This window comes from Paenibacillus mesotrionivorans, from assembly GCF_046098205.1.
GTDB classification, from domain to species: Bacteria; Bacillota; Bacilli; order Paenibacillales; family NBRC-103111; genus Paenibacillus_AR; species Paenibacillus_AR mesotrionivorans.
Genome location: NZ_JBJURJ010000020.1, coordinates 44,691 through 61,530 on the forward strand (window position 1 = coordinate 44,691; position 16,840 = coordinate 61,530).

The 16,840-nt window shown below is 54.9% G+C and carries 7 protein-coding genes; 6 read left to right on the top strand and 1 reads right to left on the bottom strand.

The window, feature by feature from the left end:
* Window positions 1-2: 2 nt before the first annotated feature.
* Window positions 3-2,339 (bottom strand): AraC family transcriptional regulator, encoded by a 2,337-nt coding sequence (locus ACI1P1_RS25245; protein WP_416219262.1) that lies wholly within the window; start codon window positions 2,337-2,339, stop codon window positions 3-5.
* Window positions 2,340-2,624: 285 nt separating this feature from the next.
* Here ACI1P1_RS25245 and ACI1P1_RS25250 point away from each other — a divergent pair, with 285 nt between their 5' ends.
* The 6 genes from ACI1P1_RS25250 to ACI1P1_RS25275 all read left to right on the top strand — a co-directional run bounded on the left by ACI1P1_RS25250 (window position 2,625) and on the right by ACI1P1_RS25275 (window position 16,834).
* The gene (locus ACI1P1_RS25250) at window positions 2,625-5,858 is read left to right on the top strand and encodes a PA14 domain-containing protein (RefSeq protein ID WP_416219263.1); all 3,234 of its coding nucleotides are present in this window, start codon (window positions 2,625-2,627) and stop codon (window positions 5,856-5,858) included.
* Window positions 5,855-9,601: an NPCBM/NEW2 domain-containing protein gene (locus ACI1P1_RS25255; RefSeq protein WP_416219264.1), complete on the top strand. Its 3,747-nt coding sequence runs from the start codon at window positions 5,855-5,857 to the stop codon at window positions 9,599-9,601. Before ACI1P1_RS25250 ends, ACI1P1_RS25255 begins: the two co-directional genes overlap by 4 nt.
* 210 nt (window positions 9,602-9,811) lie before the next feature.
* Window positions 9,812-11,575: a glycoside hydrolase family 2 protein gene (locus ACI1P1_RS25260; protein ID WP_416219265.1), complete on the top strand. Its 1,764-nt coding sequence runs from the start codon at window positions 9,812-9,814 to the stop codon at window positions 11,573-11,575.
* A 30-nt stretch (window positions 11,576-11,605) separates the two neighbouring features.
* Window positions 11,606-12,346, top strand: coding sequence for a sugar phosphate isomerase/epimerase family protein (locus tag ACI1P1_RS25265; RefSeq protein WP_416219266.1), 741 nt, complete (start codon window positions 11,606-11,608; stop codon window positions 12,344-12,346).
* Between the two features lie 32 nt (window positions 12,347-12,378).
* Entirely contained in the window at window positions 12,379-13,413 is a 1,035-nt protein-coding gene (locus ACI1P1_RS25270) for a Gfo/Idh/MocA family protein (protein ID WP_416219267.1), read from the top strand.
* A gap of 310 nt (window positions 13,414-13,723) precedes the next feature.
* Window positions 13,724-16,834, top strand: coding sequence for an efflux RND transporter permease subunit (locus ACI1P1_RS25275; protein WP_416219269.1), 3,111 nt, complete (start codon window positions 13,724-13,726; stop codon window positions 16,832-16,834).
* Window positions 16,835-16,840 lie beyond the last annotated feature (6 nt).

Genomic DNA, 16,840 nt, shown 5'->3' on the forward strand with positions numbered 1-16,840 from the left:
ATTCATTTGATGTTGTTTTTGAGGCGGTACTCCTTGGGAGTGACACCAAATTTTTTCTTGAAGAGCTTGAAGAAGGTGCTTTCGTTGGAATAGCCCACCAGCTCCATAATTTCCTTAATGCTGTAGCTTTTGGTTTCCAGATAATGAAGGGCGCTGTTCAATCTCACTTCATTGATATATTCGCCGACGGACATCATCTCGTTTTGCCTGAACATACGGCCGATGTAGGCCGGTGTCATTCTGAGCATGGAAGCGACGCTTTGCAGGCTGTAGCCCATGTCCGTGTAATTCAGCTCTATAGCTTCCTTGATGGCATCGATGAGGACATCGTTTTTGTCCTGCTCCGAATGCTTCAGCTGGTCATGAAGATCCCGGCAGGTCTGCAGCAGCAGCTCCAAAATCTCGGTCATGGTTTCCTGCTCCAGGACCCGCTGGCTTAAGGTGCTCAGGTCGATCCGGAGGGTGGTTACGCGGTTTTTGTTCAGCTCGCGCACGGTGGCTTTGATGACATCCACCACATGCAGCAGCCCATGCACAATATGGTCGTAATGGTAGGCGGATATATAATGCAGCAATTGACCAACGGCGTTTTCCATAAGGGGAAGATCGTTGGTTTTGATGCCCTCCGCAAGCTTCTTATCCAGCTCTGCGGAACCGATATATTCGACTTGCTCCATGTTGGATGCCACCCGTTCCGGAGTGATCAAGGCTTTCCTGCCAAAAAGCAGCTTATAGGTGGAAATCTGCAATGTTTTGTTGTAGTGGAGAGCAATATTTCCGTATCCCTGAAACGTTCCGCTAACGGCAATGGATAAGCTTAGCTTGTAATAGCGCCAGACAATCTCCTGGATGGTTTCCATCAGCCCGGGCAGTTCCTCACCTTGGGCATTCTCTGCAGAAATGCCACTGACCAGCAGAACCAAATGATCGTTCCGGGTGTCAACCGTCTCGCAGAGGAAGGAACGGGCGGTTACCGATTCCTCGGCAATATTGGAGATGGCAAAGCTGTACATGGCTTTTTCACGTGGTGATGTATTTTCGGCAAATTTGCGGTAATCGTCGATTTTGACAATAGCCACAAGAAAGCCTCCCTGAAGATCAAGGCGCAGCCCGTTCTGCCGGATGCATTCCGTCCATTCCTCAGCGGAAAGCAGGGAGCTGTCCAGCAGCAATCTTCTCATGTGGTAGTTTTTGGCTATGGTCCGCTGTCTGTTCTGTTCATATAAGGCTCCCCCCAGCCTTTTGGCCATAGAGCTGTACACACTGCTTACATAGGTGAGTTCATCCTGCTCCGGCTGTGGGGGTGAATCATCATGCTCCAGATGGCTGCGGATCTGCTTCAGCATAATGTCCACCGGCCTGTATAGCTTATGGGAAATGTAGATGGAAGCGCCAATAGACAGAATGAAGAAGCACAGAATGACCATGACGGAGGTCACCCTCATCTCATAGATGCCGCCCAGGACGGCATTGTAGGGCTGGATGCTCACCACTTTCCAATGGTTGATGCCCATATCCATAAAACTGACCACATACTTTTTTCCGCCGATCTCACGGGAGAAGAAGCTGAAGCTTTCCTGCCCGCCGCCGCTTTTGTCGGCAATGGTCTGGCGCAGCAGATTCACTTCCGGGATATTCTCTTGATTGCCCGAAATAATAATCTGTCCGGCTTCATCGATAATGAACACGCTGGATTGCTGGGGGGCGGCGAAATCATTGACAATTTTCAGATTGTCAAAGATCCACTGCGGCTTAATATTCAAAACGAGAACGCTTTCATTTTCGTTGTCATCGTAATAAGACTCGTACATGATATAGGAGAAAAAATCAACCCGATGAGCCTCACCGCTGAAATTCATCGGAATCAATTCCATGCGCGGCTGCTTCTCTTTGGATTTCAAAAGCTGGACCAGCCGGTCCAGAGGCGGATTGCTTCCGGAGCTGTACGAAAGCTGCCCTGCCGTATAGGCCTTGCCGTTATGGCCGTTATAAATCAGGATGGAATGCAGAAAGGAGGAAGAGATATAGCTTTTTTGCAGCCGCTGTGTGGAGCGGATGACATCCATATCACCCGGGTTGAGCATCAGCGGCGCAATTTCCATATCCGAATAAAGCGTCACCGCCAGGTTATTGATAATCTCATTCATGTAGGACAAATTGCGGTTAATCTGGTTCATGACCTTGCGGTTGGCCTCTTCCTGCATGTGCAGCACCCGGGTCTCCGAGCTGTAGTGAAGCACAGTGGATGAGAAAAGCAGAATGATGACGATGATGCATGAGATGGACAGCAGAATGCGCAGCAAGTATTTTTTGGATTTGTACGTTTCGATTACCTTCACATCCACCCCTCCTCCACCTTAAAGAATGCCATAGAATGGGATGCCGCTCTACTGTTTTTTTTGCGGAAAGCTTTGATTTGCGGAAGGAACCCCTGACGGAATGCAGCTATTCATAAAACGGACAGCGGCTGAAACAGGATTTTACATAAAATACAGTCTTGTCCTCACACCGCTTCTGTTACGATGTTAAGGGACGGAGCCAGCCGGTCTGTCGGAAAGGAGGATACGGGTTTTTCGCGGAGGGATGGGATGCCGCAATTTTAAAACAGGGGAGATGAGGCAATAATGCGAAAGGACAAAAAAGGAAGGCCAGGCTTATCCGGGATTTTGCTGTTCATGATGCTATTCGCAACTGTGTTTCCGGCAACGGGAGTTTTTGCTGCAACGCTAAATGTAACCGCTTACGGGGCAAATGGCAGTGATGGTAACGACGATGCCGCAGCCATTAACAGCACCATCCTTGCGGCCGCTGCCGGGGATACCGTATATTTGCCCACCGGCACTTATTATGTTTCCACTTCCATTATTCTCAAGTCCGGAGTCAAGCTGGAAGGCCAAAGCAGGGACACCACGGTTATCAAGTTTAACGGTACCTCGGATGCGCCCATTATCAATTTAACCGGCAAAAGCGATGTGGAGATTACCGGGCTGACCCTGGACGGGAACGGCAGCCCCTATGTGACCAGAGGAATTGTGGGAGAACCGGCCGCGGGTGCCAATATCCACCATAACCGGATCCGGGGATTGGCCCAGACAACCGGCTTCGGCCCCTTCGGTATTTTGTTCTCGGGCTCCGACGATGTGGAAATCACCGACAATGATTTTCAGAACATCGGCGTAAACTCGGTATGGGGCGGCGCCATTCGCGTAGGCTGGGGCTCGGACCATCCGCAGATCCTGCGCAATACCATTGCCAATACCGGCCGCGGCGGCATCTTCCTGAACGACGGCCTGACCGGGGCGGTGATTCGGGAAAATACCATTACGGGCTCCGGAGTACACAGCCACGGGTTATCCATCGAGCTTCATACCGGCGTCAATGAATCCGTTATTGAGGACAATGTGGTGGATCATTGGATCAGTGTGGTCATTTCGGATTACAATGCCATCCGCCGCAATACGGTACGGGCCACGGACGGCACCTACAAGTCGTACGGTCTTGAAATCTCCTCAGGCAATTCCGTGGTGACGGACAACTGGGTGGACGGCGGGCAGCATCTGGGGATCTCCTCCTCGCCCGCCCGGGACTATACCTATTACGGCTACAACCGGTTTGAGGATATGATTCAATGGGGGATGCAGTTCCAGGGTGTCAGCTCCACTGTGCTGAACAATCATCAATATTTCTATAAGAATCAATTCCTGAACACGGATAAGGATAACACACTGGCCGTGTACGGCGGTCACGCCGGATATGGGGTCAGACTGCATGGTTACTCCACCAATATCACCTTCGACAGCAACGTCATCAGCGGTAATGAACGGTACGGCATCAATATTACGGACACCCTGCCCGGTATCGACAAAATCAGCTTCATTAATAATACGATTACCAATAACGGTCTGGAGACCATCGATTATTATCCGCCCAGCGCCGGGCATTTGGAATGGAGCGGCAACACCGTCTCCGGCAACGGTACGGACATTCAGCTCACCTCCCGCGGCTTCGGCAATCAGAAGCCAACGGCAAACTTTGCGGGACCCGTCTCCATCCAATTGGGGCAGACCGCCTCCTTCACCAATACCTCTACGGACGCAGACGGTACTGTCTCCCATTATTTATGGGATTTCGGCGAAGGCATCCCGGCAACGGCGGTGAATCCCACACACCTCTACCAAAAACCCGGGACCTACCGGGTGACGCTGATGGCTACGGATAATGAAGGAAGATCCAGCATCAAGGAGCAGCTGATCCAGGTATATGAAGGAGCTCCGGACACACAAGCGCCGTCGGCGCCTTCCGGACTGGCCTCCCCCTGGAAGACGGATACGGCTGTTGGACTGGTTTGGAATCCGTCCACAGATAATTTCGCCGTGGCGGGGTACGACATTTATGCCAACGGCAGCCAGATCGGCTTCACCGGAGGAGCTGTTACCTCCTATACGGCGGCAGGCCTGCTGCCGGAAACGGTTTATAACTTTAGTGTGAAGGCAAGGGACGCGGCCCATAATGTTTCCGCCGCCAGCAACACGCTCACCGTAACAACCAACGAACCTCCGGGTGGCGGAACGGGAAGCATTATCCGCGAATATTGGAGCAATGTTTCCGGCACCGTCATGTCCTCCATACCGGTCCATACTGCACCTACCGGCACCCAAACCCTGACGAGCCTGGAGGGGCCCTCCAACTGGGGGGATAACTACGGGGCGCGGATCCGCGGGTACATTACACCGGATATTACAGGAGCCTATACCTTCCGCATCGCCAGCGATGACAAAAGCGAGCTGTGGCTCAGCAGCAGCAACAATCCGGCAGGCAAGGTGCTGATCGCCAGTGTAGGGGACTGGACCAATCCCCGGGAATGGAATAAGTACCCTTCCCAGCAGTCCTCTCCTGTTACGTTGACAGGCGGGCAAGCCTATTATGTGGAGGTGCTGCACAAGGAGGGCCATAGCGGGGATCATGTGGCTGTTGGCTGGACAGGACCGGGTATCGAATCCATTGCGGTTGTTTCGGGCGGTTACTTGACGCCCTATGGCGGCGGGAGCGGCAATCCCGATCCGGCGGATACGCAGCCGCCTACAGCACCCGCGAATCTGACGGCACCGTCCAAAACCAGTGTGAGCGTGAGTCTAAGCTGGACGGCCTCGACGGACAATGTGGGGGTAACGGGCTACAACATCTATAAGGGCGGGGTATTGGAAGGAAGCACGGCAGGCACCGCCTACACGGCAACAGGGCTTAGCGCCAATACGGCCTACAGCTTTACGGTGAAGGCCAAGGATGCGGCCAACAATGAATCGGCGGCCAGCAATACACTGAGTGTGACTACGGCAGTGTATGGCGGCCCCGGCGGAGGAGGAACAGGCACGATCGTCCGGGAATATTGGACGGGAGTGGGAGGCGAAACCATCGCGGAAGTCCCCCTGGGCACCCCGCCTACCGGAACCTCCATCCTCACCAGCCTGGAGGGACCGTCCAACTTTGGCAACAGCTATGCCACCCGGATCCGGGGGTATATCACGCCCGCTGTGAGCGGCGACTACACCTTCTACATTGCCAGCGACAATGCAGGCGAGCTGTGGCTGAGCCCGGACAGCAATCCGGCGAATAAATCGCGGATCGCTTACGTCTCCACCTGGTCGGGGTACCGGGACTGGACAGGGAACGCCACGCAGAAGTCGGTAACCCTCTCTTTGACGGCAGGGCAGGCGTATTACGTGGAAGTGCTGCACAAGGAAAAATCAAGCAGCGACCATTTGTCGGTGGGCTGGACGGGACCGGGCATCTCCGCAATTACGGTCATTGACGGCAGTTATTTGTCTCCCTATCCAACTGAAGGAGGTGGAAATGAATGAGCAATGCAATCCGTAAGATTTGCTCACTGCCTGTGCTGCTTGCGCTGGTTCTGGCGATTCCGATGTTTCCGGCAGCCTCAGTCCAGGCGGCATCTACCCATGATGTCACTCTGTACGGCGCCAACGGAGGGGATGCAACAGATGACCGGGCTTCCATTCAAAGCGCCATCAATGCGGCTTCTACCGGCGATACGGTATATTTTCCAGCGGGTACCTATTATATTTCCAATAAGCTGATGGGCAAGTCGGGGGTCAGACTCCAGGGGGAGGCACAGAACACAGCCATCATCAAGGCGGCAACGGGAAGCGGATCGCAGTTCGCCGGCTTGAAGGTGGAGGCCACCATGCTGAATCTGAACAATATCAGCAATATGGACATTTCCGAGCTGACGTTTGATGCCAACAGCAACAATGCCGTCACCTCCGCCATTTGGGGGGAGCCGGGCATCGGGCACAAAATCCACCGCATTAAGGTGAAGGATATTACCCAATCTACCGGTTTCGGTCCCTTCGGCATCCTGTTCTCCGGTACGCCGGATGTGGAAATTACCGACAGCGAATTTACCAATATCGGCACCCAATCCATGTGGGGAGGGGCTATCCGCGTAGGCTGGGGCTCCCACAACGCCAAAATTTTAAACAATACGATCCATAATATGGGCCGTGGCGGCATCTTCGTCAACGACGGCTCAACCGGGGCCGTGATCAAGCATAATGTCATTTCGGGGTCCTCCGATTTTATATCGGGCTATGGCTTCGGCATCGAGGTTCATACAGATTGCAATTATACGATTATCGAAGACAACGTCATGGATCACTGGTTGAGTGTGGTCAGATCCCAATATACCTCCATCCGCCGCAACTACGTGGGCACCTCTAACGGCACCTACAAATCCTACGGCCTGGAGGTATCGGCAGCCCCGACCATTGTAACGGATAATGTGGTGGACGGCGGCCAGCATAACGGTATTTCCATGTCGCCGGGCAACGGGCAGCATATTTTTGCCTACAATACCATCCAGAATATGATTCAATGGGGCATGCAGCTTCATGGTGACGGTACTCCGGCGCCCAACCAGTACCTGTATTTCTACAAGAATGTATGGAAAAATACGGACAAGGACAACCCTATCGCCGTCTATCCTGGTACGGCGGGCAATGCCATCCGGATCAACGGCAAAACCACGGATACCACCTTTGACAGCAATCAGATCATCAATAATGACCGCTTGGGCATTCAGATTACCGGCGCAGCGGGTGTAGACCGGCTGAGCTTCGTGAACAACACCATTACAGGCAACGGGGGGTTATCGGTGGACCCCTATCCGGCTGCTGCTCTGGATCTGGAATGGAGCGGAAACACGGTGAGCGGAAACGGCTCCAATGTGCAGCTGACCTCCCGTGGCTTCAGCAATGCCAAGCCTACAGCCAGCTTTACTGCCAGCAGACTGATTGTGCCCCTGGGGCAAGCGGTCACCTTCACCAATACCTCCACCGATCCGGGCGGCTCCATTGTCCATAATCTGTGGGATTTCGGAGAGGGGGTTCCCAATACCACGGCCAGCCCCACCTATACCTATGAAAAGGCAGGCACCTATAAGGTCAAGCTGCTGGTAACCGACAACGGCGGCAGAATGCATCTGTCGGAGCAGACCATTGTGGTGGATGCCGGTCCTGCGGATACCCAGGCTCCCACCTCCCCCACCGGACTGGTGCTGCTGGCCAAAACGGACACCACTGCGCGGTTATCCTGGAACCCCTCTACAGATAATGTAGGAGTGGCCGGCTACAATATATATAAGAATGGTGTGCTGGAAGGCGCCACTGGCGGAGCCGGAGCAACAGAATACCTGGCTGCCGGACTTACACCCAATACTGCTTACAGTTTCACCGTTAAAGCCAAGGATGGAACGGGCAACCTGTCGGCTGCAAGCAATGCGCTGAATGTCACCACCAACGCTCCTGACACGGAGCCTCCGTCAGTGCCGGTCAATCTGTCGTTGTCCTATAAGACAGACACCTCGGCCAAATTGACCTGGGCCGCATCAACGGACAACGTGGGTGTGACGGGTTATGATGTGTTCCGCAATGGAACATTGGCTGGCTCCACGCTGGGTGCCGGGGCTACGGAATTTATGGCAACCGGGCTTACTGCAGGGAGTACGTACAGCTTTACGGTCAAGGCCAAGGACGTGAAGAACAATTTCTCTGCGGCCAGCAACGGGCTAAGCGTCACCACTTACGGAGCCCAGGAAATTAAGTATGCCAGCGATTTGAGCTGGGTGTCCGCCACTGCGGGTTTTGGGGCGGTTCGCCAGGACAAAAGCTCCAGCGGGAATGCCCTCCGGCTGGATGGCGTGACATACAGCAAGGGAATCGGCACCCACGCCAACTCTGACATTGTGTACCAGTTAAACGGCAATTACGGCAGGTTTGTCTCTGATGTAGGGGTGGATGACCAGGTTACCCATGCGAATGCGTCTATCGTCTTTCAGGTATGGGCGGACGGCGCTCTCCTTTTTGACAGCGGGGTGATGAATGCCTTATCTGCCACTAAGACGGTGGATGTGCCGGTAGCCGGGGTCAATCAAATTAAACTCACGGTTACGGACAGCGGCAACGGCAACAGCTATGACCATGGGGATTGGGCGGCAGCCAGATTCACCCCCTCGGGAAGCGGCAACCCCAATCCGGCGGATACGCAGTCGCCTACATCGCCCGCGAATCTGACGGCACCTTCCAAAACCAGTGTAAGCGTGAGCCTGAGCTGGACGGCATCCACGGACAATGTGGGGGTAACCGGCTACAACGTGTACAAGGGCGGAGTGCTGGAAGGAAGCACGGCGGGCACCACTTACACGGCAACAGGGCTTAGCGCCAATACGGCCTACAGCTTTACGGTGAAGGCCAAGGATGCGGCCAGTAATGAATCGGCGGCAAGCAATACGCTGAACGTGACCACGGATGCTCCCCCGGCGGATACGCAGCCGCCTACAGCGCCCGCGAATCTGACGGCACCGTCCAAAACCAGTGTGAGCGTGAGCCTCAGCTGGACGGCTTCTACAGACAATGTGGGGGTAACGGGCTACAACATCTATAAGGGTGGGGTCCTGGAAGGAAGCACGGCGGGCACCACTTACACGGCAACAGGGCTTAGCGCTAATACAGCCTACAGCTTTACGGTGAAGGCCAAGGATGCGGCCAACAATGAATCAGCAGCCAGCAATACCCTGAACGTGACCACGGATGCCGCTGGAAGCCCGGGAGGTGGAACAGGCACGATCGTCCGGGAATATTGGACGGGAGTGGGAGGCGAAACCATAGCGGACATTCCCCTGGGCACCCCGCCAACCGGAACCTCCATTCTCACCAGCCTGGAGGGGCCGTCCAACTTCGGCAACAGCTATGCCACCCGCATCCGGGGGTATATCACGCCCACTGTGAGCGGCGACTACACCTTCTACATTGCCAGCGACAATGCAGGCGAGCTGTGGCTCAGCCCGGACAGCAATCCGGCGAATAAATCCCGGATCGCTTACGTCTCGACCTGGTCGGGGTACCGGGACTGGACAGGGAACGCCACGCAGAAGTCAGTGACCATTCAACTGACGGCTGGGCAGGCGTATTACGTAGAGGTGCTGCACAAGGAGAAGTCAAGCAGCGACCACCTGTCGGTAGGCTGGACCGGACCGGGCATCTCCGCAATAACGGTCATTGACGGCAGTTATTTGTCTCCCTATTAAATCTTGTGAGGGTCTGCACGGCGGCTGGTTGACGGCTGCGGTGCAGGCCCTTTTTTGCGGGCCATGATACGCGGAATATACAGCTTTTCGTGAAAAATACAGTCGCAAATATATCCATTTGCCGAATGTACAGTATGCACAAAGCGTGACCAATGGCATGCTTAACTCGGGAGCGGATGAATTGGCGGGAGAGAAAGGAGGCGGATGAACATGCCACAGTGGAGAGCGGATTATCCACGCCCGCAGTTTGTGCGGAACGATTGGTTGAATTTGAACGGGGCATGGGAATTTGAATTTGATGACGGGGACGTGGGGGAGCGGGAGCGGTGGTATGATGCGCCGAAGGCCTTATCCCGGAGCATTCAGGTGCCCTTCTGCTTCCAGAGCCCGCTTAGCGGCATTGGAATCCACGATTTTCATGACATTGTCTGGTACCGCAAGCGAGTGGAGCTGCCGCCTGAATTTAGCGGCAAACGGGTGCTGCTTCATTTTGGAGCGGTGGATTATTTCGCCAAGGTTTGGGTGAACGGTCAGCTGGCTGCCCTTCATGAAGGGGGACATACGCCTTTTTGGGCGGACGTAACCGAACTGCTGAGACCAGGGGGCCTTCCCAATGATATTGTGGTCCGGGCACAGGATTACAGCAGGGATGTCGGGCTGCCGCGAGGCAAGCAGTATTGGCTGGAGAAGCCGGTATCCGTATTTTATTCCCGCACGACAGGGATCTGGCAAACAGTCTGGATGGAGCCGGTGGCAGATACACGGATTGATAACGTCCGGTTTACACCGGATATCGATGCCAATGAAATCCGCATTCAAACCGCGGTTCATGGTCATATGGCGGCTATGGGCAAGCTCCAGCTGAAGCTGTCGGTTAGCCTGGAGGGCCAAGCCGTGGCCGAGGATATCCTTGAAATCCGGGAGGCCCTTACAGCCAGGCGGATTTGGCTTACCGACTATAACGATATGGGAAAAGGGAGATGGTGGTCTCCGGAAAATCCGGTCTTATACGATATAGAGCTGACCTTGTGGGCGGATGATGTGCTGCTGGACCGGGTAAACAGCTATTTTGGCATGCGGAAGATTTCGGTGGAGGATGGCCGGGTCTGTCTCAACAACCGCCCCTATTATATGAAGCTGGTTTTGGACCAGGGCTACTATCCTGATGGTATTCTTACGCCGCCCAACGGCGAGGCGGTCCGGCGGGATGCGGAGCTGGCCAAAGCCATGGGCTTCAATGGCGTGCGCAAGCATCAGAAGATTGAGGACCCCAGGTATGCTTACTGGTGTGACCGGACCGGTCTTTTGCTGTGGGGAGAGATGCCCAATGCTTACGCGTATTTGGAGGAATATGTCCGCCGTATGACAAGGGAATGGCAGGAATTCCTGGAGCGGGATTACAACCATCCCTGCATCGTAGTGTGGGTGCCGCTGAACGAAAGCTGGGGTGTGCCGGGGATTATGGCGGATCAGGCCCAGCAGCATCATGCCTTGGCCATGTACCATTTAACCAAGTCTCTGGATCCCACCCGCCTGGTCATCTCCAATGACGGCTGGGAGCATGTAAAATCGGATATTTGCACCATCCATGATTATGATTCAAGCGGGGAAACCCTCAGGGAGCGGTACGGCAGCCAGGATTGTGTCAAGGCCAGGCCGTGCAACCGGCCCGTGTATGTGCCGGGGTATGCTTATGGCGGGGAGCCGGTCCAGGTATCCGAGTTCGGCGGAATACGGTACAGCCCTGACAGCGCCGGGGGCTGGGGCTATTCGGAAGCGCACAGTGAGGAGCAGTTCCTCAAGCGCTATATGGACCTGACCCATGCGCTGCTGCGGGCTCCTGCCCTGCAGGGCTACTGCTACACGCAGCTGACGGATGTGCAGCAGGAGAAGAACGGGCTATTGACGGAGAAACGCCAGCCCAAAGCGCCTGTGGCGTCTATCCGGAGCATCAATCAAGGATTAATGCCATAAGCAAAATGGGCTGAACATAAGGAGGATACCATGAAAATCGGCATTGCGGATTACGGGATGAACGTTTGGGACGGCGGCACGTGCTTTGATCTGGTGGAACGCCTGCGGCAATTGAAGGCTATCGGTTACGAAGGCATTGAACGGCTGACGGCGTTCAGCGGGGAGCATGCGCTGCAATCGGCGGCGATGATGAGAAAGCTTGGTTTGGATTTTGGCACGGTGAGGGCCCCCAGCCCGGAGCTGTCCATTCAATGGACGGCTGCTCTTGGCAAGGATTATGTCTGGACCCACGTGGACGGCCGGGATTTCTCTGCATTCTGCAGGCAGGTGCGGATTCAATCGGCTGCCTGCCGCCGTTGGGGCCTGCATGTGGCCCTTCATAATCATATGGGAACACCTGTGGAGACGCAGGAGCAGCTGGAAGAATTTCTGCGGGAATGTCCGGACAGCAAGCTGGTGCTGGATACCGCCCACCTGGCGGCAATGGGCGGAGACGCGGTGGAGATTGCCGGGAAATATGCAAGCAGGCTTGCCGTCCTACATCTGAAGGATTGGCTGGAGACCAATCCCGAATCTCCCGATTGGACCAAACGCGGGCGGTTCTGCGGCCTAAACCGGGGCAATATCGGATTGGACAATGCAGCAGTCCTGAAGGAGGCGGCCAAATACGGCTTTGACGGATGGGTGTTTGTGGAGCATGATACCCATTTGCAGGAGCCTCTTGTGGATCTGGAATGGAGCAGGCAGGTTGTCCGGGAGGCCGGGTATTAAGGATAAGCAAACGGGAATGGGGGGATGGCACGATGACGGAGCCAATCAGAATCGGCCTGGCCGGAGCAGGCAGAGCCGGATGGGGTATGCATTGCCAGGAGCTGGAGGATAAGAAGCATCTGTTTACCATTGTGGCGGCCTGCGATCTGATCGAATCACGGCGGGACGCAATGGCGGAACGCTACGGCTGCAAAACCTATGAGCGCCTGGAGGAGCTTATGGCTGACCCGGATGTGGAGCTTGTGGATGTGGCCACCCGCTCTTCGGATCACTCCGCCCACGGGCTCTTGGCGCTGGCCGGAGGCAAGCATGTGTTCATGGAAAAACCGCTGGCCTGCACGTATGAGGAGGCCCAGTTGTTGCTGGAGGCGGAACGGAAGAGTACAGGCAAGCTGTACGTGCGCCACAACCGCCGATTTGATCCCGACTTTCTCCATGTCCGGGAGGTGATGGAAAGCGGAATATTAGGGGACATTTATGCCATCCGGCTCTGCCGCCACGGCTATCAGCGCCGGGACGACTGGCAGACCATCATGGCTTACGGAGGCGGACAGCTGCTGAATTGGGGTCCGCATATTATCGACCATGGCCTTAGGCTTTTGGAAAGTCCGGTTGCAGAGCTGTGGACGGACCTGAAGCGTGTGGCTGCGGTAGGGGACGCGGAGGATCATGTGAAAATCATCATGAAGGGGCAGAACAACCGCCTAGTGGATCTGGAGATCAGCGGCGGGGTGGCGGAGCCGTCACCGCAATATGCGGTATATGGTGCAAGGGGCACGATGACAGTGATGGACGGCCAAATGTCCCTGCGCTACCTGGACCCTGCCGTGCCGCTTATGGAGAAGCAGGCCGACCCGGGCACCCCCGGGGAAACCTTCGGCAGTGTGGAGAATCTGAGCTGGCGGACGGAAACGGTGCCCGTGGCACCCGCCAAATCGTATAATATATGGGAGGAGCTGTACCGTTCTATCCGTTTGGGGGAGACATTCCCCATTGCCCTGGAGGAAGCCCTGGAGGTGATGCGGGTCATTTCGGAGACAAAACGAGCGTCAGCGTTTACTGGTTAAAAAAGACATAGCCTTCTTTATCGAAACGGCAGCGATGCCGTTTTTTTGCGCTTTGTTTGGCTTTCCGACCCCGTTGATGGATATATCCCTCCCCCGGCCTACCCCCATCCCTCCTCCCGGCGGAGGTCCGCCATGACCGATCTTATGACCCCAGTCATCTGATTTCATGACAGATTTCACATGTTTCCAAATCCTTCTGCGTCTATAATGAATTCATTCCTGTGCCTTCGTGAGATACAGGGATCAGAGAAAAGGAACACAGGGAGGCAGCGGCCATGTGGCCGGCTATTTTATCGGAGGAGCTGTGAGGATGAATAAGTTAACCAATTTTTCCATGAAGAACATCACGGCCGTCATCATTATTGTTCTTCTCCTCTTCGGCGGGGGCGCTTATTCCGCAACCACGCTGAAGGTGGAAAGCATGCCGGATATTTCGTTTCCGGTGGTGCTGATCAACACCATGTATATGGCGCCGCCCAAGGATGTGCTGGAAGGAGTGACGGAGCCGCTGGAGAAGGCGGTTGCCAGTATGGAGGGGCTGAAGAACCTGAGCTCAAACTCCAGCGACAACTTCTCGCAAATTATCCTGGAGCTGGAGCAGTCGGTGAAAACCGATGACGCCAAACGGGATGTGGAAAGCCTGATCTCCAACGTCAAGCTGCCCTCGGGCTCGGAGAAGCCCCAGGTTACCACCTTCGGCTTTGCCTCGGAGCCGGTGTATTACCTCTCGCTGTATGCCCAGAACGGCATGAGCCAGCAGGAGCTTGACAAGCTGTACAAGGATGTCATCGAACCGGGCTTTAAGGGAATGGACGGCATCGACCACATCGACTCCATCGGCAACCAGGAATCGGTGCTGACCATGAAGCTGGACGGCAATGCCATCAATAACTACGGCCTGACCCCTTCCCAGGTGTCCCAAAGCATCCAGGCGGCTCTTATGACAAGTCCGGCCGGAACCGTAGACTTCAACGGCAACGAACAGATGGTCCGGGTCAAAAGCGATCTGAATACCATCTACGGTCTGGAAAATATGAAGATTCCCACGGGAATCGGCTCCACCGTATTATTGAAGGATGTGGCCAAGGTCGAGGCCATTACCGAATCCACCTTTTACTCCCGCCTGAACGCCCAACCGGCGATTGGTGTGCGTCTGTACAAGACGAAGAATGCCAATGCTGTCCAATTTGGCGCTCAAGCCGATGAAATGATGGAGAAATGGAAGGTAGAATACCCCAACATTAAATTCCAGCCGATCTACAACAGCGCCACCGAGATTCAGAACTCCATCAACGGTATGCTGAAGGAAGGCATTTTGGGAGCCCTGCTGGCCTCCATTATGATTCTTCTATTCTTGCGGAACGTACGGATGACCTTGATCGTATTGGTATCTATCCCGTTATCCATGCTCATCACACTCATGGTCATGGCTCCATTGGGGATATCCCTCAATATTATGACCCTGGGCGGAATGGCCATTGCCGTCGGGCGGGTTGTGGATGATAGTATCGTAGTTATTGAGAATATCTTCAGCCAGCTGCAAAAGGCCCAGGAACGCAACGAGTCGGTCATTAAAATGGCGACGGCTCAGGTGGCTTCGGCAATTACCTCGTCCACCATTACCACCGTGGGTGTGTTTGCCCCCATTGCCTTTGTCAGCGGAGTGATGGGTGAAATCTTCCGTCCCTTCGCCATCACCCTGAGTGTGGCGCTGCTGTCATCACTGGTCGTTGCCTTGACGGTTATCCCCATGCTGGCCAAAATTCTGGTTCTGAAAAGCGGGTCCATCAAAACCCACACAGAGGCACCTGCAGGGAAATTAGCCACGACCTACAAAAAAGCGCTGACTTGGTCCCTGAAGCATCGTATGCTTACAGTGGGCATGTCCATCCTGCTTTTGATCGTATCGGTTATGGGAACATTGCCGTTCCTGGCCCAGACCTTCATGCCGGAAAGCGATTCGGATAAAATGATGCAGTTCTCCATCAAGATGCCACGGGAGACGACCATCGAAACCATGAATGAGAAGGTAAAAGAAATCGAAAACGACATGTTGAATGCTAAGGATTCTGCAGGTCAGCCCACATTTGAATATGTGGAATCCTCCATCGGCTATAACGGAGGCAGCGACCGGGTTTCATACCGCAGCTCCTTCTTCGCCGTAGCCTCCGGCGCCTCGGATACCAAAGCTGTTGTCCAGGATTTCAAGAAGCGGATCCGTGATATGCTGCCTGCGGGCTCAGAAGCGGAAGGCGCCGTGATCAGTATGGGCGGCACCGGCGGCGGTACGGACTTCAGCTACATGCTGAAGGGCGACGATATGCTGTATCTGCAGGAAGCAGCCAAGCTGGTCAAGGAGCAGATGAAAACCTTCCCCGAGCTCACCGACATCAAGGACAGCTTAAGCGAATCCAAGATGGAAGTGGAAATCGCGGTTGACCAGAACAAAGCAAGAATGTACGGACTTTCCTCCGCTCAAATCGTGCAAGGTGTACATACATGGCTCGCGGAAGAAAAAATCGGCGATCTGAAATTTGACAATACCACCTTCGAAACCAAGGTTATGCTGGATCCCAGCTTCAAAAACTCCGTGGACAAAATCGGCCGTTTTACCCTGACTGCCCCTACCGGAGCCAAGGTCGCCCTGAATGAAGTAGCCAAGGTGAACCAGATTGAAGCTCCGGCAGCCATCAGCCGTGACCAGCAGGTTCAGTTCGTTCAGGTCACCGCCAAGATCAACTCCGCCGACAAAGGCGGCGTCAGCGCCAAGGTCACAGCTGAGCTGAACAAGCTGGAGCTGCCCGGCGGCGTCCGCACAGAGGTTAAGGGCGTAACCGACGACATGACGGAAAGCTTCCAGCAATTGCTGGTGGCTATGCTGGCCTCTATCTTCATCGTTTACCTGATTATGGTTCTGGCCTTCGGCAACGGCAGCGCACCCTTCGCCATTCTGTTCTCCCTGCCCCTGGCGGCTATCGGGGGACTGGTAGCTCTATTAATTACCAATGAATCTATCAATATTACCTCTCTGATCGGCTTCCTGATGCTCATCGGCGTCGTGGTCACTAACGCCATCGTGCTTGTGGACCGGGTGCAGCAGCTCCGGGAGGAAGGCCACAGCATCCGCGAGGCTCTGATCGAAGCGGGCATAACCCGTCTGCGTCCCATTATTATGACGGCGGGAGCTACCATTATCGCCCTGATGCCTCTTGCTCTGGGCTTCTCCAAGGGCGCCGTCATCTCCAAGGGGCTGGCGGTTGTGGTTATCGGCGGTTTGACCACCTCCACGCTGCTTACCCTTGTTGTTGTACCGGTGGTTTATGATCTGATCGAAGGCTTCAAGCGCCGTATGGGACGTCTGTTCCACCGGAAGAAGCCGGCCGGTCTGGATACCCCGAATACCACTTCCGCAACCCACTGAAAAGGA